Below are 24,247 nucleotides of genomic sequence, written 5' to 3' on the forward strand. Positions count from 1 at the left end.
TATGAGTATTTACGTTATTGGTGATGTACAAGGATGTTTTACACCTTTACAACAATTATTAGATAAGATTAACTTTTGTGCTAATCAAGATCAATTATGGTTTGTAGGGGATCTAGTTAATCGTGGTCCACAATCATTAGAAGTATTACGCTTTATAAAAGATCTTGGTGATAGTGCAATTTCTATTTTAGGGAACCACGATCTACATTTGTTGTGTGTAGCTCGAGGTTATCAAAAAGCCCATGGTAGCGACACGCTGGAACCCATATTAGCCGCTCCTGATAAAGAAGAGTTATTGAATTGGTTAAGATTACGACCAATGATTCATCATGATCAGGGTGTAACTATGGTTCACGCAGGTCTTCTTCCTCAATGGACAATTACAGAGGCCCTTTCTTTGGGGCGAGAAGTGGAAAGCGTATTAAGAAGCGAAACATATCATGATTTTTTAATTCATATGTATGGTAATAAACCAGCCTCTTGGAGTGATAAATTAAGTGGTATGGAGCGTTTACGAGTGATAACCAACGCCATGACACGATTAAGGTTAATAGATAAAGAAGGAAAGATGGATTTTTCTTTTAAGGGGAAAATTCAAGAAAAGCCTAAGAATCTATATGCTTGGTACGAGTTTCCAAAAAGAAAATCCAGTCGAGATACGATTGTATTTGGGCACTGGTCAGCCTTAGGGCTTCATATAGAATCAACTATTCTTGCTTTAGATACAGGATGTTTATGGGGAGGATGTTTAACCGCTTTACGCTTGGAGGATAGAAAGTTATTTCAAGTTAACTGCCAGGCTGAAGCGTCACTGAAGCACTTCATGAAGTAGTGTGTGGGTATCTTTTTCAAGTATTTGAGCTAGTTCTCGTCGATGAACATCGACAGGAGTGATGATGTTCCCAATGGCAACTCGTACAGTGGTTCGCGGGCTTTTTAATACTCCAAATAGAGATGAGACAAAATTCATATCGCCAACAAAGGGAATATGAGGATTAAGCTTGCCATTGGCAAGATAGTAGCGCAGCGCAATAGGTACAAAAGGGGTTTTTTCACTGACAGCGGGTTGTAACATAGAGCTCTTAAAGGGCAGGATTTGTAGCCCATCAGAAGTAGTACTCTCTGGAAACAAGCCTAATGAGTCCCCTTCTCTGAGTGCGACAACCATATCATTACCAATCATATGTGTGGCTTTTCTGTTTTGTCTTTCTAAAAAAAGCGTTCCAGACTTATTGGCTAACCAACCAAAAATAGGCCAACTTCTCACTTCTGACTTGGATACAAAGCGAACTGGATGTAGAGAATGAATAACAAAAATATCGACCCAAGAAATATGGTTTGAAGTCAGGATATAGGTTTGATTTCTAAAATTAGGTAGCTCCCCTATCCTCTCAACCCGGATTCTAAGATAAAACAATAGAATCTGTGCCCATTTTCTAATTAAGCCGTAACGTACTTTTTTTGATGAAACAGGAAAAACCAGTGTACAAGTTATGACACCAAGTACAACATGAAAAGAGACAAAAACAAGCTTAATAGTAGACGTTATACGGATCACGTATAAAAATCCAAATTAAAATATTGATTGAATAGAGAGGCAATCTCACTAGTAGTAAGGCTATGATTTTGTCCACCACGATGAGCTATTTTTATTGAGCCCATGAGTGCCGCCAGGCGTCCTGTTTTTGCCCAAGACCATTGATGTGTAATGCCGTAAATAAGCCCAGCTCGATAAGCATCACCACAGCCTGTTGGGTCCACAATGTTATCAGCCCTTACTGCTGGAATATGAATTAACTCATTGTCTGTATAGATAGTAGATCCTTCAGCACCTCTAGTCACCACAGCAGCATCTACTTTTTTTGCTAGTTCTTCAATTGATAGCCCGGTTTTATCAACTAGAAGTTGGGCCTCATAATCATTGACAGCAAAATAGTTCGCTTGCTCAATGAAGTTGAGTAGTTCTTCGCCATTGAACATAGGTAAACCTTGTCCCGGATCGAAGAGAAAAGGGATCTTCTGTTGATAAAAAGAGTTAGCGTGTTGAATCATGCCAAGCTTACCGTCTGGAGAAACCACACCAAAACTGACGTTATCAGCCTGTTCTACCTGATTAATATGAGAGAAATTCATTGCTCCCGGATGAAAAGCCGTGATTTGGTTGTCATCTAAGTCAGTGGTTATAAACGCTTGGGCAGTAAAATTATCGTTAACTTGTTGAATATATTGAGTGGAAATACGTAAAGAGTCTAAACGTTTCTGATATTCAGTGAAATCGTGACCAACGGTTGCCATAATGGCTGGATTACCACCCAATAAATTAAGGTTATAAGCGATATTGCCAGCAGTACCACCGAACTCTCTACGCATGGTAGGGACTAAAAAAGCCACACTTAAAGAATGAATTTTTTCTGGCAAAATATGATGCTGGAAACGATCTTCAAACACCATGATGGTGTCATAAGCCATAGAACCACAAATTAAGGTTTTCATAATAGTTTATAGAGGTATCCGTAAATATTGTCTCATCAGTAATTTTTCTAGATGAGGTAATTGGTCAAATTAACCAATAAGCTTTTGGTAAGCTTCTTCAGTAAGTAGTTGCTCAAAATCAGCCATATTGCTACATTGGATTTTAAACAGCCAGCTACCATAAGGGTCTTGGTTGATACTTTCTAGTTTATCAGCAAGTTGGTTATTGATCTCAATTATGGTGCCAGAAACAGGTGCATAGACATCCGATGCAGATTTGACCGACTCAACAGTGGCGCAGCTTTCATTTTGTTTAACTTGAGTTCCTACTTTGGGAAGATCCATAAACATAACATCGCCCAATTGCTGTTGAGCAAAATCAGTAATACCCACATAAAAGACATCATTATCAATGGGGCTAATCCATTGATGTGTTTCGCTGTAACGACGTAGAGTTGGTTGTGTCATAGTCTTTCCAGTAAATATATTATTTTTTTCTACCCATCAAACAAACCCATTCCTCTTGTTGACCAACTTGTGACAGGGTAATCCATGGGTTATAAATGCTGATCATTTCTTCCGTTTGTTTGGCAAGCAGTCCCGATAAGATAAGCCACCCACCTGGTTTGACATAAGAGCACAGTAAGGGAGCAAGGACTTTAAGAGGCGCTGCCAGAATATTGGCTACAACGCCATCATATAAATTATTACCTTTCCAATCTTGACTATTAAAGAAGTGAGCGCTTACATTGTTAAGTTCTGCATTACGTCTTGCCGCATTCACAGCCGCTTCATCAATATCAATGCCTGTTACCGATTTGGCGCCCATCATGGCTGCAGCAATGGCAAGAATACCTGAGCCGCAACCATAATCTAGAATATCTGATGCACCATTAAGTTCGCTTAATAGAGTTGTTAAGCAGAGCTGGGTGGTAGGATGTCCTCCTGTACCAAAAGCCTGTCCAGGATCAATGCGGATATTAATTGCATCTATATTTGGTGGGGTATGCCAGGTAGGTACAATCCACACTTGGTTATTGATTTTGATGGGTTCGAATTGGCTTTGGGTGAGTCTCACCCAATCTTGATCGTGAATGATATCTACCTGATAAACCGGTATTTCAGATAAGCCAAGTGTATCAACAACGGTTGCCATCAACGCTTCCGCGTTGTGATCAAGATCAAGTAAAACATTAAGAGTACACCATGGCCACAATTGATCAGTTTCATGTCCAGGCTCACCAAAGACTTCAAACTCTGGTTGGCCTGGCACTTCAAAGTTTTCAATTGAGACAGTTAATGCACCATGTGCCAATAATGCATCTGAAAATTCATCAGCAATATCATGAGTAACAGCAAAGGTAAGTTGATGCCAGGCCATTATTCTTTGCTTGCAGATAACTTTTCTTCTAAATAATGAATACTGGTTCCGCCTTTAATGAACTCAGGATCGTTGAGTAGTTGTTGGTGTAAGGGAATATTGGTTTTAATTCCCTCAACAACCATTTCCGATAAAGCAATTCTCATTCTTGCTAAGGCTTGTTCGCGTGTTGCGCCATGAGTCAATACTTTAGCAATCAACGAATCATAATAAGGAGGCACAAAATAATTCTGGTAAATATGTGAGTCTACACGTGTACCAGGGCCACCTGGCGCATGGTACTGATTAATACGCCCTGGAGAGGGCATAAAGGTATAGGGATCCTCTGCATTGATACGACATTCAATAGAGTGTCCGTTGAGCACCACCTCTTTTTGTCTAAAGGACAGTTTATTACCAGCTGCAATACGAATCTGTTCTTGAACAATATCAATACCGGTAATTAACTCGGTAACAGGGTGCTCAACTTGTACGCGTGTATTCATCTCAATGAAGTAGAATTCACCGTTTTCATAGAGAAACTCAAAGGTTCCAGCACCACGGTATTTAATTCGTTTACAGGCAGCCACACAGCTCTCACCAATTTTTTGGCGCAGTTTTTCAGTAATACCTACCCCTGGCGCTTCTTCAATGATTTTTTGGTGACGGCGCTGCATAGAACAGTCTCTCTCACCCAAGAACACGGCATTACCATGTTCGTCAGATAATACCTGGATCTCAATATGACGGGGCTGACTAAGATACTTTTCCATGTAAACCGTGTCGTTACCAAAAGCCGCTTTGGCTTCAGTTCTTGTCATTTGTAGCGAAGAGAGTAGATCCTCTTCTTTTTCCACAACACGCATACCGCGCCCACCGCCACCTGCAGCTGCTTTAATTAATACTGGATAGCCTATTTGTTGAGCAATTTTCTTAAGCTCTTTAGGATCCTCTGGGAGTTGTCCTTCAGAACCTGGTACAACAGGAACGCCAGAGGCTTTCATAGCACTTTTTGCGCTAATTTTGTCTCCCATGAGGCGAATGGTTTCTGCTCTCGGTCCGATAAAGACAAAGCCACTGTTTTCTACACGTTCTGCAAAATCAGCATTTTCTGATAAAAAACCATAACCAGGATGAATAGCTTGTGCTCCAGTCACCTCAGCAGCAGAAATAATCGCAGGGATATTTAGGTAACTTTGTAGAGAAGAAGCTGGACCAATACAAACAGATTCATCGGCCAGCATAACGTATTTTGCGTCCGCATCTGCTTCAGAGTGAACAGCAACTGTTTTGATACCTAACTCACGGCAAGCGCGCTGAACTCTGAGCGCAATTTCACCGCGATTGGCAATTAAAATCTTATCAAACATAACGTGTCACCAATGAATTAGGAGATGATGAACAAGGGCTGCCCATACTCAATAGGCTGGCCATTTTCAACTAAGATGCGTTTGATGGTGCCCGATACATCAGATTCAATTTCATTGAGCAATTTCATTGCTTCAATAATACATAGGGTTTGCCCTTCAGAGACGCTTTGACCTACTTCAGCAAACGGAGGAGATCCAGGTGATGGTGAGCGGTAGAAAGTACCAACCATTGGTGATTTCACCACATGACCTTCATCGTCTGGGTTCACTGCCTCAGGAGCCTGATTAGTGACTTGAGGGGTAGAAGTCTGATTAGGCGCACCTACTTGATGAGCAGGTGGAGCACCATAATTAAAATTAGGCATAGCAGTGGGCATAACAAAATTTGGGCCTGCCTTAGAAATCCTAACTTTTTCTTCACCTTCTGTGATTTCTAGTTCTGAGATTCCTGATTCTTGAACTAGATCGATTAATTTTTTAAGTTTTCTTAAATCCATAGTCATAGACGTTCCAGCCAGTAAGTAAGTGCTAAGTGATAACCAGTTGCCCCTAAACCACTAATTACCCCTGCAGCGATTGGAGATAAATAGGAATGGGTACGGAAGTGCTCACGAGCGTAAATATTAGAAAGATGGACTTCAATAAAAGGAATGTTTATCGCAGATAGCGCATCTCTTAACGAGACGCTGGTATGCGTGAGTCCACCAGGATTGATAATAATAAAATCAACTCCCTCATCTTTGGCAAGGTGAAGGCGGTCAATTAAAGCGCCCTCCCAGTTACTTTGAAAAGGTATAAGTGTGACTTGATGTCCTTTGCACAACTCCAATAATTGATGATTAATATCATCAAGTGTAGTTCTACCATAGACATCGGGTTCGCGCGTACCTAATAAGTTTAAATTAGGTCCATGCATGACTAAAATTTTCTTCATAACAGCAATTTTCCTGATTTTCAGGTATTTTGTCTAGTTTTTCGACGAAGATAAGAGAAATTAATGGTTTGTTATTCTATTTTTTGAGATTAGATAAACAGCTTAATACTGATGGATAAAAAAAACTAAAGCCAAGTTCTTGAATTAATCTCTTATTTGTTATTTTACGCGATTCTGCCATGAAACTCCAGCTAATTTCGCTAATCATGTTTTTAACTTGGTTTCTCGGTAAACGCTGAGGACGAGTGTATTGATAAAAATCCGCTAACATATCGTAAAAAGAGCCTATTTGCATGGGCTCGTCATCCACTGCGTTAAATACTCTTGAGTTAAACGGTTGATACATGCTTAATATGGCCGCTCTCGCTAAATCGAAAGCATGAATATGATTACTCCATGAGTCTTCATTTTCTTGAATAGTGGGTAACTGTTCTTTTAATCGATTAAGAGGTAGCCTATTTTCAGCATAAATCCCTGGTGCTCTTAAGATGGTTAAAGAGGACCCTGCACGCCGCGCAAAATCACGTAATTGATTCTCTGCATCAACTCTTCTTGTGGCCCTGGCGGAGGTTGGGTTAGTGGCAGTGGTTTCATCAACCCATTGACCTTGATGGTCACCATATACACCAGTGGTACTAATATATACTATGCTCTGTGGTACACTATTGCACCTTGAAAGAGCTGCAATGAGGTGGCGCGTTCTGATATCTTTGGTACCCGTTAGGTTAGGCGGAGCAAAGTGGAATATGCCATCAGCAATTCCAGTAATTCTGGTTAAACTGTTGAGGTTATCAAGGTCACCTATGATTGGGATAGCGCCTAATTGTCGCCATAAATGGGCTTTCTCAGGATTGCGACAAAGGGCAAAGAGTCGCACGCGATGTTTAAGAAGTGGCATCATACGCTGTGCTACATCCCCTGCCCCTATGATTAACCAGCGTTTCATTGTTTAATACACCTTAATTGTTCAGGAAAAAACGTATGTCAGTAAAGGTTACTTTAAGCCCAAGTGGCAACCAGTTTCAATGTGATTCAGAGGATACCATATTAGAAGGCGCTCAGAAGGAAGGCTTTATTTTACCTTTTGGCTGTAGGAGTGGTGCGTGTGGATCTTGTAAGGGTAAAGTCATTGATGGCTCTGTTGATCGTGGCGAGTATCAAAGTTCAGCATTAACTGATGAAGAAGTCGGGGAAGGATACGCGCTATTGTGTTGTGCTAAGCCAATAACAGATATCACAGTGGAAATTCGTCAAGTAAATGGCCTAAAAGATATTCAAGTAAAAAAATTACCTTGTCGAGTGGAATCCATTGAAAAACCCAATCATGACGTGGCTATATTGAAATTGAAACTGCCTGCGCAGGAAAAGTTTGAGTTTCTGGCTGGTCAATATATTGATTTCTTGCTTAAAGATGGTAAGAAAAGAAGTTTCTCAATGGCTAACGCCCCTCATGAAACCGGTATGATTGAATTACATATTCGTAACTATCCGGGTGGTAGCTTTTCCCAATACGTATTTAATGAGCTTAAAGAAAAAACCATTTTACGTTTTGAAGGGCCGTTGGGTACTTTCTTTTTAAGAGAGGATTCAGATAAGCCTATTATATTCATGGCTGGTGCCACTGGTTTCGCACCGATAAAAGGGATAATTGAATCGGCAAGACATAAAGGAATTGATCGTCCCATGGTGTTATATTGGGGGGTCAGAACCAAAGCGGATCTGTATTACTATGACCTAGCTCAAAGTTGGGTAAATGATCGTTTTACATTCATTCCGGTATTGTCAGAACCTCTTTTAGAGGATCAATGGCAAGGCAGAACAGGATTGGTACATGAGGCTATTTTGGCTGATTACGCCGATTTATCGGGTTACCAAGTTTATGCTTGCGGTGCACCGATTATGGTGGAATCAGGATTTAAAGCTTTTACTCAAACAAGAGCGTTACCTGAGGATGAATTTTACTCTGATCCATTCACCCCTTCAGTTGATAATAAAGCGACCAGTTAAGCCACCCCAAAATCAGGGTCAATGTCGTTATTATTACGAGGCTGTGTCTGTTTAGGCGGCCCTACTCGTTCAATGAGTTCCTGTTGAAGAGCTTGGGCCTCTCTTGATGGATCGATAAATATGCTGGCATCAAGATAGCTTTGCGCTTTACCCCACAGAGATTCACGCATGCACAGTTTAGCTAAAGTTAATAACAAAATGGCATTATCAGGATGATTTTTAAGCCAGTTCTCTGCTTTTTCAATTTGTGCTCGGTTTGACTGGCTCTGACATTCGCCATATAACGCCACCAGAGCGTCATCCCAGGATTTTTCTAAGTTCTTCTCTATGATAACTAAGGCTTCATCATGTGCTTTAAGGTCAATAAAATACCCTGCTGCACTATGGGCTAATAAATTGTCTTGGCGCATTGAGCTGGGAACAGACTTCCAGATGGCTTTCAAGTCATCTAAATAGGTTGCGGCTAGACGCAATTGCTGTTGCCAAGCATTACGTCTGATAGGTAGTGCGTGTACTTCATCAATGGCATTGAGACTTTCTAATAAATCTAGGGTTTCCATAGCATTACGCCACGCGCCTGTTGCCAATTGGGCCTTTAATAAAAGCTGGTGAGCGCGGATATGTTTGGGTGATAGGCGATGAGCTTCTTTTAGTAGAGTGAGGGCTTCATTGAAACGACGTTCATCAAGTAATAAGTCCGCATGAGTGGTTAGGCGTAATAAGCGCGTTTCAGGACCAAGCTCAGTGATCCGAGCCAAATATAAGTCACGTTTTTCAAATTTATGTAATTCATGAGCAGAGCGAGCAGCAACGATAGCACTTAAAGCAGGGGACTCCCCGTTCTCAAGAGCCAACTCCACTTGTTTTTCTGCACGTTTAAAATTACCTTCAAAATAATCAGTTAAGCCCTGATACAGCGCACTTCGAGCACGGTTTTTAGAGCGTTTTTGACGATAAGCCTGTACACGATTAGGTAGGCTTAAACTCAAATAAGCTAAGCGAGAAAAAGTATATAAGCTTAAACAAATAATAATGATGCCAATCACAAACATGGCTAAAGAAATTTCAATACGCCATGGTGCCATGACGATAAGTACATAACCTGTATTAAACCCAACAGCGATAGCAACAATCGTTGCAACGACAAAGAGAGCAATAAACCATAATAAACCGCTCATCGATGCCCACCTTCTTTTTGTGATCGTGCGCGTCTAACAGCATCTAATGTTGCACTAATATCCTGTACGGACATATTGACGGGAGCATGGCGTAGTTGTTGAATAATTTGTAGATCGTTTTTAACCACAGGGGAGGCCAGATCAAAATAGTGCTTGATCCATTCTTCTGCTGTATTTAGATCCGCTTCATAGGTAATGTTATTGTGAGAGAGCGCACCAAGTCTTGCTGATACTAATCTTAAACGTAGGTTTTCTCGTAAAAAGAAAGATTGTTCCGGGCTTAATAAAGGGAGTTCAGGTGTATCAATTCGTTTAATTTGAACAGACTTTGTTAATTCAATTAATAATTCCTGTCCAATACGTGACAAAGCACCTGATTTGTTTTGTTCAGTTAAAGAGGGTTTTTTAACTGGTCTGGTATCTGACGCCAAAGGTAAAAGATCAATACTCGCTGCCACTTCATCGATGTGCTTACTAATTCCTGTAGTATCCACAAAAGGAACGGCTCTTAAACGGTCAATATCTTGGTTAATGGCTTTTCTTAAAAATAATAAAGAAGGTTTATTCAGTTTTTGTAAGCGCATATCAGCAGATTGTAAGGCTGACAAAGCGGATTGAACGTTACCAGTTAATTGTAATTGTTGATTAGCAGCATCAACCAATTGCTCAACTTCAGCGAGAATCCAATCGTCACGATTACGCGCTAATTCTTGATACATACTTTGTAGAACAATTTGTTGGCTCTGTGAATCTGCTAACTGTGATTCGAGAGTAGTAATGCGGTGATTGGCTTCTTTAATGGCTTCTTGTATCTGAGCGTTCTCACCTTGACTTTGTTTTACTACACGATCAGCTTGATTTAAACGTGTTGCCAAGTCACGCCTTAATTGCAAATCATCATGTCGATATTGTAACCAGAGAGAAAACGTACCTATAAACGCAATAATACTGAGCCAGCCAAATAGCTTATATAGTTTTGAAGGTTTAGTTGTCACTGAAGTCGTTAATTCTGTCGTCATGTTTAATGGGCGATTGTGCGCCACGTATCTAAAATTGCTTGATTGTTATTGTCGGTTAAATAAATTGTCTCAATACCTAAACTTTTAGCGTAATCTTTAATGCGTTCATGACACACTAAAAATTTCATTTTTTTTAGTACATCTATTTTTTCTATGCCAGCCACTTGCCAGAGGTTCGTTAAAGACTCTTTACTCATAATAAGTATAACCGCTTGACTGATAATTGCGTTATCTAAAATCGCTAAATTTACCTCTGGAAGAGCACGTATGTAGCATTCTAGGTATTCAACATGGGCGCCGCGTTGCTCTAATTCTTGTTTTAACCATTCACGCCCACCCACTCCACGGCAAATGGTAATTCTTTCCCCCTTAATTTTTTGCCAGCCAGGTAAATTCAATAATGTTTCGCTATCGCTATTGTTGTGAGGGTAATTGACTGGTTTGTGAGACAGTGCCATAAGCTCTTTTGCGCTAGCCTGTCCAATTGTATAAAGTGTTGCATGTGGGTTTATATGGGGTTGGACAATTGGCCAGCCATATTTAACCGCATTACTGCTAATAAAAATGAATCGGCTTGATTGAGTCAGAAACGGGGTATTCGGCACTTGAGGTGGTGTGAGCGGCCTAATATCTATTGTCGGTAGCTCATAAACAAACGCTTTCTCTTTCTCAAATAATTCAACAAGCGCCCTATTTTGATGAATGGGTCTAGTTAACAGTATGCTACCTTCTTTTTTATGCTGATGTTCAGCCATTACCCTGCACGACAAGCATCTAAAATGGCTTGCGCCCCTTGCTGTATCAGTTGTTTTGCTGCGTCAAGACCAATAGTCTGATAGTCTTCTGCTCTTCCTGTAGCGCTTGCTCGGATAATTAATGAACCATCTGGGCGACCTACAAAAGCATGCAATGTTAATTGACCATTGTTAATTGTTGCGTGTGCGCCAAGTGGTACATCGCAACTGCCAGCTAATTGTCTTGACAGAGTTCTCTCAGATAAGACGCAATAGGCTGTTTCTTGATTAATAAGAGGCTGTAAGAGTTGTTCTAACTCCTTGTCATCATGTCTAAATTCAATGGCAAGCGCCCCTTGACCTACTGCTGGAATACTGTCTGTTAGGCTAATGTTGGCTTTGATTCGGTTACCAAGACCTAACCGTTTTAATCCAGCAGAAGCAAGAATAATAGCGTCATATTCCCCTTGATCAAGTTTTCTCAAACGTGTATCTAAGTTACCTCGTAACGAGGTAATGGTGAGGTGAGGATAGCGCTCACGCAGTTGGCACTCTCGGCGTAGACTGGAGGTTCCTACCACAGCTCCATTGGGTAATTCGCTCAGATGGGTATACTTATTTGAAATAAACGCATCAGTGGCTTCTTCTCTTTCACCCACTACAATCATATTAAAAAGCGGTGGTAATTCCATAGGGACATCTTTCATGGAATGAACCGCCAGCCGTGCTTTTCCTTGCTCCATGGCTATCTCAAGTTCTTTCACAAACAGTCCCTTACCCCCTACTTTAGAGAGGGTACGGTCAAGAATTTGATCGCCTTGAGTTGTCATTCCTAACAACGAAACCTCAAGCTGTGGATATAATTGTAATAATTGGGACCGGATATGTTCAGCTTGCCAGAGGGCCAGGCGACTTTCACGGGTTGCGATAGTAATAGGGAGTTGTGCTGACATGGATAAATTATTTCAACAATTAAATAAATCAAAGTGTAGCATGAAGCTGCATAAATTCCGGAGTTCTTGCTATGAATGATCATGCTTCTGAAAAGGATTTACCGCTCAAGGAAGATATCCGGTTTTTAGGACGAATACTTGGTGATACGTTAAGAAGCCAAGAAGGCGAAGCCATTTTTAATCTCATTGAAGGCATACGTCAAAGCGCTATTCAATATCGACGTGATGACAACCCTACTGATTTACGTAAACTTGAACACAGTTTAGACGGCTTATCCGCTGAAGATACGATTGCTGTTGTAAGAGCATTTAGTTATTTCTCTCACTTATCTAATATTGCTGAAGATCTCCATCATAATCGTCGACGTATGATTTATTCACAGCGTGGCGCACCACCAAGAGAAGGGAGCATACAACTGGCTCTTGAGAGAGCAAAAAAAGCGCGCATAAAAACAGCGGAGCTTGCTGATTTTTTTGCTAAAGCGTTGGTGTCTCCTGTGTTAACTGCTCACCCTACAGAAGTACAAAGGAAATCGGTGTTAGATTGTCATTTGATGATTGCAAAGCGCTTGGGTGAGCGCACTCGAATCGCGATGACACCGGAAGAGTTGGATGACAATGAAGCCTCTATTAGACGGGCCATATTAACGCTTTGGCAAACCAATGAGCTGAGAACTTTTAAATTAAGAGTAAGAGATGAAATCGAGAACGGACTGTCTTATTACCGATATACCTTTTTAAAAGAAGTTCCACGTTTTTGTGTGCAACTTGAACGCTTAATCGCAGAAGATGACACCTATCGCGAATTGGGTGGGAAGCCATTATTACCCCTTAAAATGGGTAGTTGGATTGGTGGAGATCGCGATGGTAATCCATTTGTTACCGCTGATGTTACCCAGTATGCATTACGCCGTCATAGTCATGTGGCTATGGATTTTTATCTTCAAGAGATAATTTTGTTACGTGGTGAGTTATCCCTGTCTTCTCGCCTCGTCACTGTCAGTGAGGGGGTCATGGGGCTCGCTGAACTAGTCCCAGAAACAGAGGATGCACGCAAAGAAGAACCCTATCGACGAGCCATAACATCTGTCTATCAACGTCTATTAGCCACGCAAAAAGTATTGCAACAGCTAGCAAGTGAAGCGCATGCTGATAGCTTGAATGCATACTTAAGTGTCGATGAGTTTAAACAAGACTTATCTACCATTTCTCATTCTCTAGTCAGTCACGGATCAGAGGCGTTAGCAGATGGTCGATTAAAACACTTACAACGCGCTGTTGATATATTTGGTTTTCATTTGGCATCACTTGATTTAAGACAGCACTCTGAAATACACGCAAGAACAGTGGCTGAAATAGTGCAACAAGCTCGTGTATGTGAGGATTATTTGGCTTTAAATGAGGAGCAACGTATTAGTTTGTTGCTTACAGAAATCAATAACCCTCGGCCACTGCGCTCATCATTTATTCAGTATAGTGATGAATGCCGCTCGGAAATGGCTATTTTTGACGTTGCAAGAAAAATGCAACTTGAACTGGGTGAGCGTGCTGTTACCAATTACATTATTTCAAAAACCGATAGTGTCAGTGATTTATTGGAAGTAGCCCTTCTTCTCAAGGAAGTGGGGTTGTTGATCCCTGGCACTTCACCACAACTTAACTTAAACATCATTCCACTGTTTGAAACGATTGGCGATCTTCGTGGTTGTGGCGAGATCATGAAGAAAGTGTTTTCAATTCCTTTATATCGAGACTTGCTTAAGAGCCGCGGTAATGTGCAGGAAGTGATGTTGGGTTATTCAGATAGCAATAAAGATGGCGGCTTTTTAACGGCAAACTGGGAATTATATAAAGCCGAGAAAACCTTAGTTGACGTCTTTCAGCATTTTCAAATAGAACTACGGTTGTTTCATGGCCGAGGCGGTTCTGTGGGTCGGGGCGGTGGACCCAGTTACTATGGAATACTGGCGCAGCCTGCGGGAAGCGTTAATGCGCAAATTCGTTTGACAGAGCAAGGGGAAGTCATTGCTAGTAAATATTCCGATCCTGGCATTGGTAGACGTAATTTGGAAACCCTAGTGGCGGCTACTCTTGAAGCGACGCTTCTTAATCAGAGTGGTAGTGGCGAAGAATGGCAGCGTTTTTATCAAGTAATGGAAGAGTTGTCTGTCAGTTCATTTAAACAATACCGCTCATTAGTATATGAGACACCACATTTTGATCAATTTTTTAGGGAAGCCACACCCATAAGTGAGATTTCAAAATTAAATATAGGTAGTCGCCCTGCCTCACGTAAGTCCTCAGCACGTATTGAGGATTTGCGAGCTATCCCTTGGGTCTTTAGTTGGGCTCAATCACGTATGATCTTACCCGGATGGTATGGCTTTGGTAGTGCTGTATCTCTTTTTAGGCAACAACATGCAGACGGGTTAGCACAATTACAATATATGTATCAACATTGGCCCTTTATGCAAACTTTATTATCTAATATGGATATGGTGTTAGCTAAAACAGATTTTACTATCGCTAAGAGATATGCAGGATTAGTGAAAGACGACGAGTTACGTGGCCGTATCTTCGCCAATATTGAGACGGAATTTCATTTAACTGCTGAGGCGTTGAAAGCCATTACTGATCAAAAAGATTTTTTAACAGCTAACCCTACTCTCGCAAGAAGTATTCGTGAAAGGCGTCCCTACTTGGATCCACTTAATCATTTACAAGTGGATTTACTAAGACGCTATCGTCATGGTGAAGCAACTGAAGCTGTTCAACGAGCAATTCATTTAACAATTAATGGCGTTGCTGCCGGATTAAGAAATAGTGGTTAGACCGTAATGAATAAACAACAATTAACAATTAATGTTCTCTTTGGTGGAGACAGTAGTGAAAGAGATGTATCCATTGCCAGTGGCGCGCAGGTGGTTAAGGCCCTAAGAGAGCGTTCACATCAGGTCAATGCCATTGATACAGCTATGGGGTTGTTATCTTCTGAGCAAGAAAATCAATTGTTTAACAAAACAGTCTCTTTGTCTCCACCGTCTATTTCTGGTAATGAACTACAAGCAGTATTTAAATGGTTGCAATTACCTCAAGTGATGCAGGCTGATTTATGGTTTATTGCGCTACATGGTGGTTCTGGGGAAGATGGACGTTGGCAAGGGTTATTAGCCATGACGGGTATCCCCTTTACTGGTAGCTCGGTACTGGGTAGTGCGTTAGCTATGGATAAAGATATGGCCAAAAGGGTATTACGTCAGTCAGGCCTACCAACACCTAATTGGTTGATGGCTCCTTCTAGTACTGAAGAGGTTGAGCGCCAACTAGGTTGGCCTGTGGTGGTAAAACCCAGTAAACAAGGATCTACGGTAGGATTGTCTATTGTAAGAGAAGCCTCTGAATTAGAAAAAGCCATCACTTTAGCCTATCAGCATGATGATGAAGTCATGATTGAAGCATTTGTCCCCGGTCGAGAACTCACGTGCCCTGTATTGAATAATAACGCACTTCCAGTTGGAGAAATTATTTTAAAGCGCGGAGAAATCTTTGATTATGAAGCCAAGTATCAGCCAGGAGGGGCAGAGGAAGTGTTTCCTGCTCAATTGTCTCAAGAGCTGACAGAAGAAGTACAACACTTATCTCTCAGTATTCATCAGGCATTAAAATTAACAGGATATAGTCGCAGTGATTTTAGATTAGATACCCAAGGACAGTTGTGGTGCTTAGAGGTCAATACTCTACCGGGATTAACAGCCATGAGTTTACTTCCTCAGTCTGCGCGGGTAGCAGGAATGACTTTTGCTGAACTGATTGAGTCTATCTGTTTTAGCGCCCTGGAGAACGGTTAGATAGAGCGTTCTATTTCAATAATAGTTTTTTCGGCAATATCCTCACCTGTTTGATCGCGAATTTCCTTCATACAGGTGGGGCTCGTGACATTTATTTCAGTGAGGAAGCCACCGATTACATCCAACCCGACGATAAATAAGCCGTTATCAATTAGAAAGGGTGATAGGGTTAAGGCGATTTCTCTCTCTTTATTAGTCAATGGCATAGCAATGCCCTGACCTCCTGCAGCTAAATTACCACGCGTTTCACCTTTTTGAGGGATACGAGCCAGTGCATGCTCTGCTGGTGTGCCGTTGATCACTAATACCCGTTTGTCACCTTCTTTAATAGCTGGAATAAAACGCTGCGCCATAATCGCACGCGTGGAATGATGAGTAAGAGTTTCTATAATGACATTTAGATTCGGGTCACGTGGGGTCACTTTAAAAATACCACTACCACCCATGGCATCAAGTGGCTTTAAGATAACTTCTTGATGCTCAATAACAAAGCTCTTAATTTCCTCTGACAAACTGGTGACGATCAGCGGAGGGGTAAACTGAGGAAACAAAGTGGTACTGAATTTTTCGTTATAGGTTCTTAAGCTATTGGGTTTATTTAATATTAAAACGCCCTCTTTCTCAGCTTTTTCAAGTAAGTAAGTGGTTACTATATAATTCATGCTAAGTGGCGGATCAACGCGCATGATCACCGCATCAAACTCAGTTAATAAACGTTTAAAATTGTTACCAAGATAAAATCCCTTTCCTGAATCATAAAACACTTGGTGACCAAATGCTTCCACATGGTGGTTATAGAGTTGCAGATTATGCTGCTCAATTACTGCGGTTTCATGATGGCGTAACTGTGCTGCACGGATTAGCTCTAATGAGGAGTCTTTTTTAGGATTAAGAGAATTAAAAGGATCAATAATGAAAGCGATTTTCATATTTACTTACCTTTAAATGAGAGAATTCGCTTCTCTTTCCATATATTCAAGCTCTTTGGCTGCAGCAAGCATAGCAAGGCGAGCTACTACACCATAGGTATAAAAACGATTCGGTGTGGCATCAAAGTTTTGTGATTGATCCGGTGCGATAGTCTCAGTTTCAAAGGCTAATGGAACAAACTTAGCACCAGGTGCGTTCAAGTTCTCATCAATACCACGTTCGGTATGAACACGATAAAAGCCACCCACAACAAAGTGATCAACCATGTAAACAACAGGCTCAGCAACAGCCCCATCTACATTCTCAAAAGTATAAACTCCTTCTTGAAGTAGCACTTCCCTCACCACTTGCCCTTCTTTAATTACGGACATTTTATTGCGTTGTTTGCGATTAAGGTTCATCACATCATCTGGGCTCTTAACGGTCATAATACCCATACCGTAAGTACCTGAATCTGCTTTGATAATGACAAATGGATCGTCTTTAATATCGTATTCGGCGTATTTGACCTTAATTTTAGCTAATAACTGTTCCACTTTGTTAGCAAGAGCCTCTTGGCTATTGGTATCGTTAAAATCAATTTCTTTAGCGTGATCAAAATAAGGATTAATTACCCAAGGATCAAGATTAATGAGTTCAGAAAACTCTTTTGCCACATCATTAAAAGCACTAAAGTGAAGAGATTTCTTGCGTGTTGACCATCCTGCAAATAAAGGAGGAACAATATGTTGGTTAATACCTTTTAATATATCTGGGATACCCGCAGACAAATCGTTATTTAAGATGACTGCACAAGGGTCGTAGTCTTTTAAGCCAACTCGTTTTCCTGATTTAACTATCGGTTCAAGAACCAAATGATCCCCAGAAGGGAGATCAAAACGCGTGGGTTCTGTAATGTCTGGTAGAAGTGAGCCGATTCTCACAGCAAAGCCTGCTCTTTGTAGCAGGGTTTTGAGTACTGCCACATTCTCAAGGTAAAAGGTATTGCGAGTATGGTTTTCAGGAATAAACAAAAATTGTCTTGTGTCAGGACAAATTTTTTCAACAGCGGTCATAAGCGCTTGAATACAAAGAGGATAAAACTCAGGTCTGAGATTGTTAAAACCAGCCGGAAATAAGTTGGTATCCACAGGGGCTAATTTAAAGCCCGAGTTACGTAAATCAACAGACGTATACAAAGGGGCAGGATGTTCAAGCCACTGTTGGCGAAACCAATGCTCAATGGTAGGCATGGAATCTAAAATATGAGATTCCAATGATTGCAATGGGCCAGTTAAAGCTGTCGATAAGTGAGGAACCATACTAATCCTTTCTAAAAAAACCCAGAGACAGAAGATTGTGCGCTGGGGAACAAAATAGTACTATAATAGTCCACTTTAATGAAAGTGTTTTTACTATTATACCTAAGGCTATATTACAAATGATCAAGATGGGGAAACTCACCGATTATGGGACGTTAATGATGACATATCTCGCTAGAGAACCCAAACGTCTTCATTCAGCCCAAGATATCGCTCAAGCTATTGGTATTAATGTCCCAACAGCCACCAAGGTATTAAAAATGCTCACTCGATCAGGGCTACTAGAGTCTCATCGAGGTATTAAAGGGGGCTATGTATTAGCCAAAACACCAATAGATATTACCATGGCAGATATTATTGGTGCATTAGAGGGGCCAATAGGTTTAACAGACTGTGGCACCTCTGATCAACCGGGTAATTGTCAGCGAGAAAGATCGTGTTCAGTTAAAGCCAATTGGCAACGTATTAGTCAAGCAGTCAATGACGCATTAGCCAGTGTCAGTCTTGCGGAAATGACTGTTCCAGTCGCTCAACCAATCGTTATGAAGCGTCCATCTAAAGCAGAGCAGGTTACATTATGAATAACAGCACAACACAACTTGAAGAGATTATTAGTCAAGAGTATCAACATGGTTTTGAAACTGCCGTCGAGTCTGATGAAATCCCAAAGGGATTATCAGAGGATACAGTACGGCTTATTTCAGCGAAAAAGAATGAACCCGAATTTTTATTAGAGTGGCGTTTGAATGCTTTTCGTAAATGGCAAGAAATGACAGCGCCTCAATGGGCAGATGTGCATTATCCGCCCATTGATTATCAGGATATTATTTATTATTCTGCGCCCAAATCACAAAAAGAAGGCCCCAAGAGTCTAGATGAAGTTGATCCAGAATTGCTCAAAACCTATGAAAAACTGGGTATCCCTTTGCATGAAAGAGCGATGCTTGCTGGAGTGGCTGTGGATGCGGTTTTTGATAGTGTATCTGTGGCAACAACATTTAAAGATAAACTCGCAGAAAAAGGCATTATATTTTGTTCATTTTCTGAGGCAGTCCAACATCATCCAGAGTTAATTCGTCAATATTTAGGTAGTGTTGTCCCTGTTCAAGATAACTTCTATGCAGCACTAAATTCTGCTGTGTTCAGTGATGGATCTTTTGTGTATATCCCTCCAGGAGTACGTTGTCCGATGGAGTTATCCACTTACTTTAGGATTAATGCTAAAAATACAGGACAGTTTGAGCGTACTCTTATCATTGCAGATAAAGACGCTTACGTCAGTTATTTGGAAGGATGTACTGCACCCATGCGCGATGAGAACCAGTTACATGCAGCCGTGGTGGAATTGGTGGCACTAGACAATGCGACAATTAAATACTCAACGGTACAAAACTGGTATCCAGGCGACAAAGAAGGTCGTGGTGGAATTTATAATTTCGTGACAAAACGTGGTGATTGTCGCGGTGCTAAATCAAAAATCTCTTGGACTCAGGTAGAAACAGGGTCTGCTATCACTTGGAAATACCCAAGCGTAATTTTACGCGGTGATGATTCAGTTGGTGAATTCTATTCAGTAGCCTTGACTAATCATCGTCAGCAAGCAGATACCGGTACCAAAATGATTCATATTGGTAAAAACACAAAAAGTACTATCGTTTCAAAGGGTATTTCTGCAGGTTTTGGTAAACAGTCATATCGTGGTTTAGTGCGTATCGCTAAAAGTGCTGTGAATGCCAGAAATTACACCCAATGCGATTCACTGTTAATGGGAGACAGATGTATTGCTAATACCTTCCCTTATATTGAAGTTAAAAATGCTTCAGCACAAGTTGAGCACGAGGCCTCTACCTCACGCATAGGTGAAGATCAATTATTTTTCTGTAGACAAAGAGGTTTGTCAGCGGAAGATGCCGTATCCATGATAGTGAATGGTTTTTGTAAGGAAGTATTTAAAGAGTTACCTATGGAGTTTGCCGTTGAAGCGCAGAAACTCCTAGGCGTTAGTTTAGAAGGTAGCGTTGGCTAAAGAGAGAATAATATGTTAAAAATTAAAGGGTTACAGGCAACAGTAGCAGATAAAAGTATTCTCAAGGGAATCGATTTAACGATTAACCCAGGCGAAGTACATGCCATTATGGGGCCAAATGGCTCGGGTAAAAGTACCTTATCGAATGTATTAGCAGGTAGAGAGCATATTGACGTCACAGCGGGTCAAGTTCTTTATCATGGTAAAAATTTGTTGGACATGGATGTAGAAGAGCGTGCCCGAGAAGGGCTATTTTTAGCATTTCAATATCCAGTAGAAATACCTGGTGTAGGTAACATTTATTTGTTGAAAGCAGCACTTAACGCAAAACGTAAACACCAGGGACTGCCTGAACTTGATGCCATGGACTTTTTGAGTTTGGTTAAAGAAAAAGTGAAACTCATGGAAATGAATGAGGCCATGTTATACCGTTCAGTGAACGAAGGTTTTTCTGGTGGAGAAAAGAAAAGAAATGAAATCTTACAGATGGCAGTATTAGAACCTACCTTAGCCATTTTAGATGAAACGGATTCAGGTCTTGATATTGATGCCTTAAAAATTGTTGCTAAAGGGGTCAATAGTTTAAGAAGCCCTGAGCGTTCAATGATTCTTGTAACTCACTATCAGCGATTGCTTGATTATATTAAACCTGATTTTGTCCATGTGTTAGCAGGCGGAAAAATTGTGCGCTCAGGTGGACCTGAGCTTGCTCTTCAGTTGGAAAAAGAGGGGTACGCATGGATTGATCCTTCAGAAAAACAATCTACAGTGAATTTGTAATATGGAAGTGATTAATCATTATCAACAGCAGTATCAGGAGTTAAGTAGTCAAGACTCTGATTCTGTTAAATCATATAGACAACAAGCATGGGAGACCTTTTCTACTTTACGCTTTCCAACGCTTAAAGCGGAAGATTGGAAATACACGTCTACTGCTGCATTACAAAAATTATTATTTGCATTAACAACTAATAAGACAATTACTATTGATTGGCAGCAGGTGAGTCAACGTTTAGTGTTGCCTCAAGCAAAACATCTTATTGTTTTGGTGGATGGCCAGTTCAATCAAGACTATTCGATTATTAATCAGTTACCAGGCGAGATCACTCTAAAACACTGGGCTCATATAAATGAGACAGAAAAAGAGATGATACAAAAAGAGTTTGCTCAACTGCATCATACGGACGGTTTGAGTGCTTTAAATGGGGCGTTACTCAATCAAGGTATCTTTATTAATGTGATGAAAGACTGTGTACTAGCAGAACCCATTTTACTGGTACATGTGACAACACAAGCAATGGCAGCAAACTACGCCGCTCAACATATTACTGTGGGTGAAAACGCAAAAGTGACTGTGGTTGAGCAATATATTAGCCTTACCGATGAGTCTTATCTAAATAGCGTAGTACATAAATATATTTTGGATAGTAATGCTTCTTTAAATTACGTTAAGTTACAACAAGAAGGTAACCAAGGATTTCATCTCTCCTATACAGACATTGATCAATCTCACGAGAGTTATTTTCATGGCTCTTATTTTGCTTTATCAGGGCAATGGGGTAGAAATAATATATCCACAAGATTAATGGGTAAACACGCTCACGCAACTGTCAATGGTATGTATCACATCACGCATAAATCACTGCAAGATTTCCATACACTCATCCATCATCAAGTAGCAGACTGTTCTAGTAGTGAGTTATTCAAAGGTGTATTGGATGGAGCAGGCAGAGCAGTTTTTAACGGACGTATTGTAGTTGATCAAGATGCCCAGCATACCGAGAGCCAACAAGCAAATCACAACTTAATCTTGTCAGATCAAGCTGAAGTTGATACCAAACCACAACTAGAGATTTTCGCCGATGATGTGAAGTGTGCTCACGGCACAACAATTGGTCAGATTAATGAAGAACAGTGGTTTTATTTGTGTTCACGTGGGATCGATAAAGAGTTAGCAAAAAAAATGTTGATTGAGGGATTTGTTATTGATGTGGCTGGTCAGATTAACGACACAGATTTAAAACAAACCATCGCAAACTTATTACGTGAGTCATTAAATGTTTAATGTAGAACAGATACGTGAACAATTTCCTATTTTAAAAAGTACAGTCAGAGGTAAACCACTTGTTTACCTAGACAATGCAGCAACTACACAAAAACCTCAGTCGGTGATTGATGCTGAATCACATTATTATGACGCGCTAAATGCCAATGTTCATCGTGGCGTACATAAGTTGAGTCAAGATGCTACCGATGCGTTTGAAAAAGCACGCGATACCATTCAGCATTTTATTGGGGCACAGCATCGTGAGGAAATTATTTTCACACGTGGTGCCACCGAGGCTATTAATCTTGTTGCCAGCAGTTGGGGTAGAGCAAATTTACATGCAGGTGATGAAATTCTATTAAGCCAGATGGAGCATCACGCCAATATTGTTCCATGGCAATTGATTGCTGAGCAAACTGGTGCCGTGATTAAAGTGATTCCTATAGATGAAACAGGAACACTGAATTTAACCCAGTTCGAGGCGTTACTGACACCGAAAACAAAAATGCTTGGTATCACCCACGTATCCAATGCGTTAGGTACAGTTAATCCTATTCAGTACATGATTGAAAAAGCTCATCAAGTAGGTGCTTTAGTTTTAGTAGATGGTGCCCAATCTATTCTTCACCACGAAATTAACGTTGTGGAATTAGATTGTGATTTTTTTGTGTTCTCAGGACATAAATTATACGGCCCTACAGGAATTGGTGCCCTATACGGTAAAAAACAATTACTCAATGCCATGCCACCTTACCAAGCGGGTGGCGATATGATTTTTAAAGTGACCTTTGAAAAATCCACATTTAACCATTTGCCTTACAAGTTTGAAGCAGGAACACCACATATAGCAGGCGCTGTTGGTTTAGGCGCTGCTATAGAATTTGTTCAGTCTGTGGGTTTGAAAAACATTGCAGAGCATGAAGGGCGACTATTAGCCTATGCCACTGAGCAAGCTAAATCTATTCCTCAATTAAAAATCGTTGGCCAAGCAAAAGAAAAAGTTAGCGTCTTGTCTTTCGTGATGGAGGGGGTACACCCGCACGACATTGGTACGATTTTAGATAGTGAAGGTGTAGCTATTCGTACAGGACACCATTGCGCTATGCCTGTTATGGATTATTTCAAGATTCCAGCTACAGCCCGTGCTTCACTTGCACTTTATAATACACAGCAGGATATTGATGCATTATTTAACGCATTGCATCGTGTAACGGAGATGTTTTTAAAATGAGTGATTTAAGAGAGTTATATCAGGAAGTTATTTTTGATCACAATAGACACCCACGTAATTTTGGTAAATTAATTAACGCCAATCATCATGCAGAAGGATTTAATCCCTTATGTGGCGATAGTCTTGATTTATATTTAATCATTGATAACGACCGAATCACTGATATTAAATTTGAAGGACAAGGTTGTGCTATTTCTACTGCCTCTGCTTCGTTAATGACTGAAGTCTTAAAAGGTAAAACGCTGACTGAGGCGGAACAGCTATTTGAAGGGTTTCATCAAATGGTTACTACTGGGCAACAACCTTCATTTGATATTGGCAAACTGTCAGTTTTAGCAGGAGTGAGTGAATTTCCTGCACGTGTTAAATGTGCATCACTTTCCTGGCATACGCTACATGCTGCTCTCAATAATTCAAATCAACCAGTTACGACGGAGTAAGTCATGTCTGTATTAGATTGGTTTAATAAAGACCATACCACCCAACCTGATGGTGCAACACAGGAGCAAGGTCAGGAAGTGCGGGAGGACGAACTAGAGGGACTTGTCATCGACGCATTAAAAACTGTTTATGATCCTGAGATTCCAGTTAATATTTATGACTTAGGATTAATTTACGGTCTTGCAATTGATCATTCAACCGGTCATGTGGACATTGCTATGACACTGACTGCTCCTGGATGTCCTGTTGCACAAACCTTTCCAGGAGAAGTTGAGAGACGTATCATGGAAGTACCAGGTGTAAATAGTGCTAAAGTGGAATTAGTATGGGAGCCACCTTGGACCCGGGATAGAATGAGCGAAACCGCTATGCTAACCCTGGGTATGCTCTAACGCT

Annotated in this window: 25 protein-coding genes; 11 read left to right on the forward strand and 14 right to left on the reverse strand. The window is 40.7% G+C overall.

Features of this window, described 5'->3' with window-relative positions; all coding sequences use genetic code 11:
• Position 1: 1 nt before the first annotated feature.
• The gene (locus tag FV185_RS05435) at positions 2-832 is read left to right on the forward strand and encodes a symmetrical bis(5'-nucleosyl)-tetraphosphatase (RefSeq protein ID WP_067494695.1); all 831 of its coding nucleotides are present in this window, start codon (positions 2-4) and stop codon (positions 830-832) included.
• Here FV185_RS05435 and FV185_RS05440 read toward each other — a convergent pair.
• From FV185_RS05440 to FV185_RS05475, 8 genes are all read right to left on the reverse strand, one after another.
• The gene (locus FV185_RS05440) at positions 809-1,558 is read right to left on the reverse strand and encodes a lysophospholipid acyltransferase family protein (protein WP_067494699.1); all 750 of its coding nucleotides are present in this window, start codon (positions 1,556-1,558) and stop codon (positions 809-811) included. The genes FV185_RS05435 and FV185_RS05440 overlap by 24 nt on opposite strands.
• Positions 1,555-2,493: a carbohydrate kinase family protein gene (locus FV185_RS05445; protein WP_067494702.1), complete on the reverse strand. Its 939-nt coding sequence runs from the start codon at positions 2,491-2,493 to the stop codon at positions 1,555-1,557. Before FV185_RS05445 ends, FV185_RS05440 begins: the two co-directional genes overlap by 4 nt.
• A gap of 69 nt (positions 2,494-2,562) precedes the next feature.
• Complete coding sequence (gene gcvH / locus FV185_RS05450) at positions 2,563-2,940, reverse strand: glycine cleavage system protein GcvH (RefSeq protein WP_067494705.1); 378 nt, start codon at positions 2,938-2,940, stop codon at positions 2,563-2,565.
• Between the two features lie 19 nt (positions 2,941-2,959).
• Positions 2,960-3,853 (reverse strand): 50S ribosomal protein L11 methyltransferase, encoded by an 894-nt coding sequence (gene prmA / locus FV185_RS05455; RefSeq protein WP_067494708.1) that lies wholly within the window; start codon positions 3,851-3,853, stop codon positions 2,960-2,962.
• Positions 3,853-5,202, reverse strand: a complete 1,350-nt coding sequence (gene accC / locus FV185_RS05460) for an acetyl-CoA carboxylase biotin carboxylase subunit (RefSeq protein ID WP_067494711.1) — start codon at positions 5,200-5,202, stop codon at positions 3,853-3,855. Before accC ends, prmA begins: the two co-directional genes overlap by 1 nt.
• Before the next feature lie 17 nt (positions 5,203-5,219).
• Positions 5,220-5,699, reverse strand: a complete 480-nt coding sequence (gene accB, locus FV185_RS05465; RefSeq protein WP_067495054.1) for an acetyl-CoA carboxylase biotin carboxyl carrier protein — start codon at positions 5,697-5,699, stop codon at positions 5,220-5,222.
• 2 nt (positions 5,700-5,701) lie between these two features.
• A complete protein-coding gene (gene aroQ, locus FV185_RS05470) occupies positions 5,702-6,136 on the reverse strand; it encodes a type II 3-dehydroquinate dehydratase (RefSeq protein WP_067494714.1) in 435 nt (144 codons plus the stop codon).
• Positions 6,137-6,212: 76 nt separating this feature from the next.
• A complete protein-coding gene (locus FV185_RS05475) occupies positions 6,213-7,082 on the reverse strand; it encodes an SDR family oxidoreductase (protein ID WP_067494717.1) in 870 nt (289 codons plus the stop codon).
• A 35-nt stretch (positions 7,083-7,117) separates the two neighbouring features.
• Here FV185_RS05475 and FV185_RS05480 point away from each other — a divergent pair, with 35 nt between their 5' ends.
• Positions 7,118-8,143, forward strand: coding sequence for a CDP-6-deoxy-delta-3,4-glucoseen reductase (locus FV185_RS05480; protein WP_067494720.1), 1,026 nt, complete (start codon positions 7,118-7,120; stop codon positions 8,141-8,143).
• Here FV185_RS05480 and FV185_RS05485 read toward each other — a convergent pair.
• From FV185_RS05485 to hemC, 4 genes are read right to left on the reverse strand one after another with little or no spacing between them, the layout of a single operon-like run.
• Positions 8,140-9,321 carry a heme biosynthesis protein HemY gene (locus tag FV185_RS05485; RefSeq protein ID WP_067494723.1) on the reverse strand — a complete coding sequence of 394 codons (1,182 nt, stop codon included), beginning with the start codon at positions 9,319-9,321 and terminating at the stop codon, positions 8,140-8,142. The two genes, FV185_RS05480 and FV185_RS05485, sit on opposite strands and share 4 nt — an antisense overlap.
• Positions 9,318-10,340 (reverse strand): uroporphyrinogen-III C-methyltransferase, encoded by a 1,023-nt coding sequence (locus FV185_RS05490; RefSeq protein ID WP_067494726.1) that lies wholly within the window; start codon positions 10,338-10,340, stop codon positions 9,318-9,320. The genes FV185_RS05485 and FV185_RS05490 overlap by 4 nt, the downstream gene beginning before the upstream one ends.
• A 2-nt stretch (positions 10,341-10,342) precedes the next feature.
• Entirely contained in the window at positions 10,343-11,095 is a 753-nt protein-coding gene (locus FV185_RS05495) for a uroporphyrinogen-III synthase (RefSeq protein ID WP_067494729.1), read from the reverse strand.
• The gene (gene hemC, locus FV185_RS05500) at positions 11,095-12,027 is read right to left on the reverse strand and encodes a hydroxymethylbilane synthase (protein WP_067494732.1); all 933 of its coding nucleotides are present in this window, start codon (positions 12,025-12,027) and stop codon (positions 11,095-11,097) included. Before hemC ends, FV185_RS05495 begins: the two co-directional genes overlap by 1 nt.
• 71 nt (positions 12,028-12,098) lie before the next feature.
• On the opposite strand from hemC, the gene ppc reads away from it, so the two are divergent.
• Together ppc and FV185_RS05510 are read left to right on the forward strand one after the other, a co-directional pair.
• Entirely contained in the window at positions 12,099-14,858 is a 2,760-nt protein-coding gene (gene ppc, locus FV185_RS05505) for a phosphoenolpyruvate carboxylase (RefSeq protein WP_067494735.1), read from the forward strand.
• A gap of 6 nt (positions 14,859-14,864) precedes the next feature.
• Positions 14,865-15,875 carry a D-alanine--D-alanine ligase family protein gene (locus FV185_RS05510; protein WP_067494738.1) on the forward strand — a complete coding sequence of 337 codons (1,011 nt, stop codon included), beginning with the start codon at positions 14,865-14,867 and terminating at the stop codon, positions 15,873-15,875.
• Here the strand turns inward: FV185_RS05510 and gshB are convergent.
• Together gshB and gshA are read right to left on the reverse strand one after the other, a co-directional pair.
• Entirely contained in the window at positions 15,872-16,804 is a 933-nt protein-coding gene (gene gshB, locus FV185_RS05515; RefSeq protein ID WP_067494741.1) for a glutathione synthase, read from the reverse strand. The two genes, FV185_RS05510 and gshB, sit on opposite strands and share 4 nt — an antisense overlap.
• A gap of 12 nt (positions 16,805-16,816) precedes the next feature.
• Positions 16,817-18,106, reverse strand: a complete 1,290-nt coding sequence (gene gshA / locus FV185_RS05520) for a glutamate--cysteine ligase (protein ID WP_067494744.1) — start codon at positions 18,104-18,106, stop codon at positions 16,817-16,819.
• 119 nt (positions 18,107-18,225) lie between these two features.
• Here gshA and FV185_RS05525 point away from each other — a divergent pair, with 119 nt between their 5' ends.
• Genes FV185_RS05525 through FV185_RS05555 form a run of 7 tightly spaced genes read left to right on the forward strand, consistent with a single transcriptional unit; the run spans position 18,226 to position 24,243 of the window.
• Positions 18,226-18,687, forward strand: a complete 462-nt coding sequence (locus FV185_RS05525) for an SUF system Fe-S cluster assembly regulator (RefSeq protein ID WP_067494748.1) — start codon at positions 18,226-18,228, stop codon at positions 18,685-18,687.
• The gene (gene sufB / locus FV185_RS05530) at positions 18,684-20,132 is read left to right on the forward strand and encodes a Fe-S cluster assembly protein SufB (RefSeq protein ID WP_067494751.1); all 1,449 of its coding nucleotides are present in this window, start codon (positions 18,684-18,686) and stop codon (positions 20,130-20,132) included. The genes FV185_RS05525 and sufB overlap by 4 nt, the downstream gene beginning before the upstream one ends.
• A gap of 12 nt (positions 20,133-20,144) precedes the next feature.
• Entirely contained in the window at positions 20,145-20,912 is a 768-nt protein-coding gene (sufC, locus tag FV185_RS05535) for a Fe-S cluster assembly ATPase SufC (protein WP_067494754.1), read from the forward strand.
• 1 nt (position 20,913) lies between these two features.
• A complete protein-coding gene (gene sufD, locus FV185_RS05540; RefSeq protein WP_067494757.1) occupies positions 20,914-22,197 on the forward strand; it encodes a Fe-S cluster assembly protein SufD in 1,284 nt (427 codons plus the stop codon).
• Entirely contained in the window at positions 22,190-23,410 is a 1,221-nt protein-coding gene (locus tag FV185_RS05545) for a cysteine desulfurase (RefSeq protein ID WP_067494760.1), read from the forward strand. Before sufD ends, FV185_RS05545 begins: the two co-directional genes overlap by 8 nt.
• Positions 23,407-23,850: a Fe-S cluster assembly sulfur transfer protein SufU gene (gene sufU, locus FV185_RS05550; RefSeq protein WP_067494763.1), complete on the forward strand. Its 444-nt coding sequence runs from the start codon at positions 23,407-23,409 to the stop codon at positions 23,848-23,850. Before FV185_RS05545 ends, sufU begins: the two co-directional genes overlap by 4 nt.
• A gap of 3 nt (positions 23,851-23,853) precedes the next feature.
• Entirely contained in the window at positions 23,854-24,243 is a 390-nt protein-coding gene (locus FV185_RS05555) for an SUF system Fe-S cluster assembly protein (RefSeq protein ID WP_067494766.1), read from the forward strand.
• Positions 24,244-24,247: the final 4 nt, after the last annotated feature.

It is taken from the genome of Ferrovum sp. PN-J185, assembly GCF_001581925.1.
Taxonomy (GTDB): Bacteria; Pseudomonadota; Gammaproteobacteria; order Burkholderiales; family Ferrovaceae; genus PN-J185.

Bases quoted from the DNA above. Each gene is read 5' to 3' on its own strand.
- aroQ (WP_067494714.1), bottom strand. From the start codon at position 6,136: ATGAAGAAAATTTTAGTCATGCATGGACCTAATTTAAACTTATTAGGT.
- gcvH (WP_067494705.1), bottom strand. From the start codon at position 2,940: ATGACACAACCAACTCTACGTCGTTACAGCGAAACACATCAATGGATT.
- FV185_RS05490 (WP_067494726.1), bottom strand. From the start codon at position 10,340: ATGACGACAGAATTAACGACTTCAGTGACAACTAAACCTTCAAAACTA.
- accB (WP_067495054.1), bottom strand. From the start codon at position 5,699: ATGGATTTAAGAAAACTTAAAAAATTAATCGATCTAGTTCAAGAATCA.
- FV185_RS05485 (WP_067494723.1), bottom strand. From the start codon at position 9,321: ATGAGCGGTTTATTATGGTTTATTGCTCTCTTTGTCGTTGCAACGATT.
- FV185_RS05480 (WP_067494720.1), top strand. From the start codon at position 7,118: ATGTCAGTAAAGGTTACTTTAAGCCCAAGTGGCAACCAGTTTCAATGT.
- FV185_RS05545 (WP_067494760.1), top strand. From the start codon at position 22,190: ATGTTTAATGTAGAACAGATACGTGAACAATTTCCTATTTTAAAAAGT.
- gshA (WP_067494744.1), bottom strand. From the start codon at position 18,106: ATGGTTCCTCACTTATCGACAGCTTTAACTGGCCCATTGCAATCATTG.
- FV185_RS05475 (WP_067494717.1), bottom strand. From the start codon at position 7,082: ATGAAACGCTGGTTAATCATAGGGGCAGGGGATGTAGCACAGCGTATG.
- sufB (WP_067494751.1), top strand. From the start codon at position 18,684: ATGAATAACAGCACAACACAACTTGAAGAGATTATTAGTCAAGAGTAT.
- FV185_RS05525 (WP_067494748.1), top strand. From the start codon at position 18,226: ATGATCAAGATGGGGAAACTCACCGATTATGGGACGTTAATGATGACA.
- hemC (WP_067494732.1), bottom strand. From the start codon at position 12,027: ATGTCAGCACAACTCCCTATTACTATCGCAACCCGTGAAAGTCGCCTG.
- ppc (WP_067494735.1), top strand. From the start codon at position 12,099: ATGAATGATCATGCTTCTGAAAAGGATTTACCGCTCAAGGAAGATATC.
- FV185_RS05555 (WP_067494766.1), top strand. From the start codon at position 23,854: ATGTCTGTATTAGATTGGTTTAATAAAGACCATACCACCCAACCTGAT.
- sufD (WP_067494757.1), top strand. From the start codon at position 20,914: ATGGAAGTGATTAATCATTATCAACAGCAGTATCAGGAGTTAAGTAGT.
- gshB (WP_067494741.1), bottom strand. From the start codon at position 16,804: ATGAAAATCGCTTTCATTATTGATCCTTTTAATTCTCTTAATCCTAAA.
- FV185_RS05445 (WP_067494702.1), bottom strand. From the start codon at position 2,493: ATGAAAACCTTAATTTGTGGTTCTATGGCTTATGACACCATCATGGTG.
- sufC (WP_067494754.1), top strand. From the start codon at position 20,145: ATGTTAAAAATTAAAGGGTTACAGGCAACAGTAGCAGATAAAAGTATT.
- FV185_RS05510 (WP_067494738.1), top strand. From the start codon at position 14,865: ATGAATAAACAACAATTAACAATTAATGTTCTCTTTGGTGGAGACAGT.
- sufU (WP_067494763.1), top strand. From the start codon at position 23,407: ATGAGTGATTTAAGAGAGTTATATCAGGAAGTTATTTTTGATCACAAT.
- FV185_RS05435 (WP_067494695.1), top strand. From the start codon at position 2: ATGAGTATTTACGTTATTGGTGATGTACAAGGATGTTTTACACCTTTA.
- FV185_RS05495 (WP_067494729.1), bottom strand. From the start codon at position 11,095: ATGGCTGAACATCAGCATAAAAAAGAAGGTAGCATACTGTTAACTAGA.
- accC (WP_067494711.1), bottom strand. From the start codon at position 5,202: ATGTTTGATAAGATTTTAATTGCCAATCGCGGTGAAATTGCGCTCAGA.
- prmA (WP_067494708.1), bottom strand. From the start codon at position 3,853: ATGGCCTGGCATCAACTTACCTTTGCTGTTACTCATGATATTGCTGAT.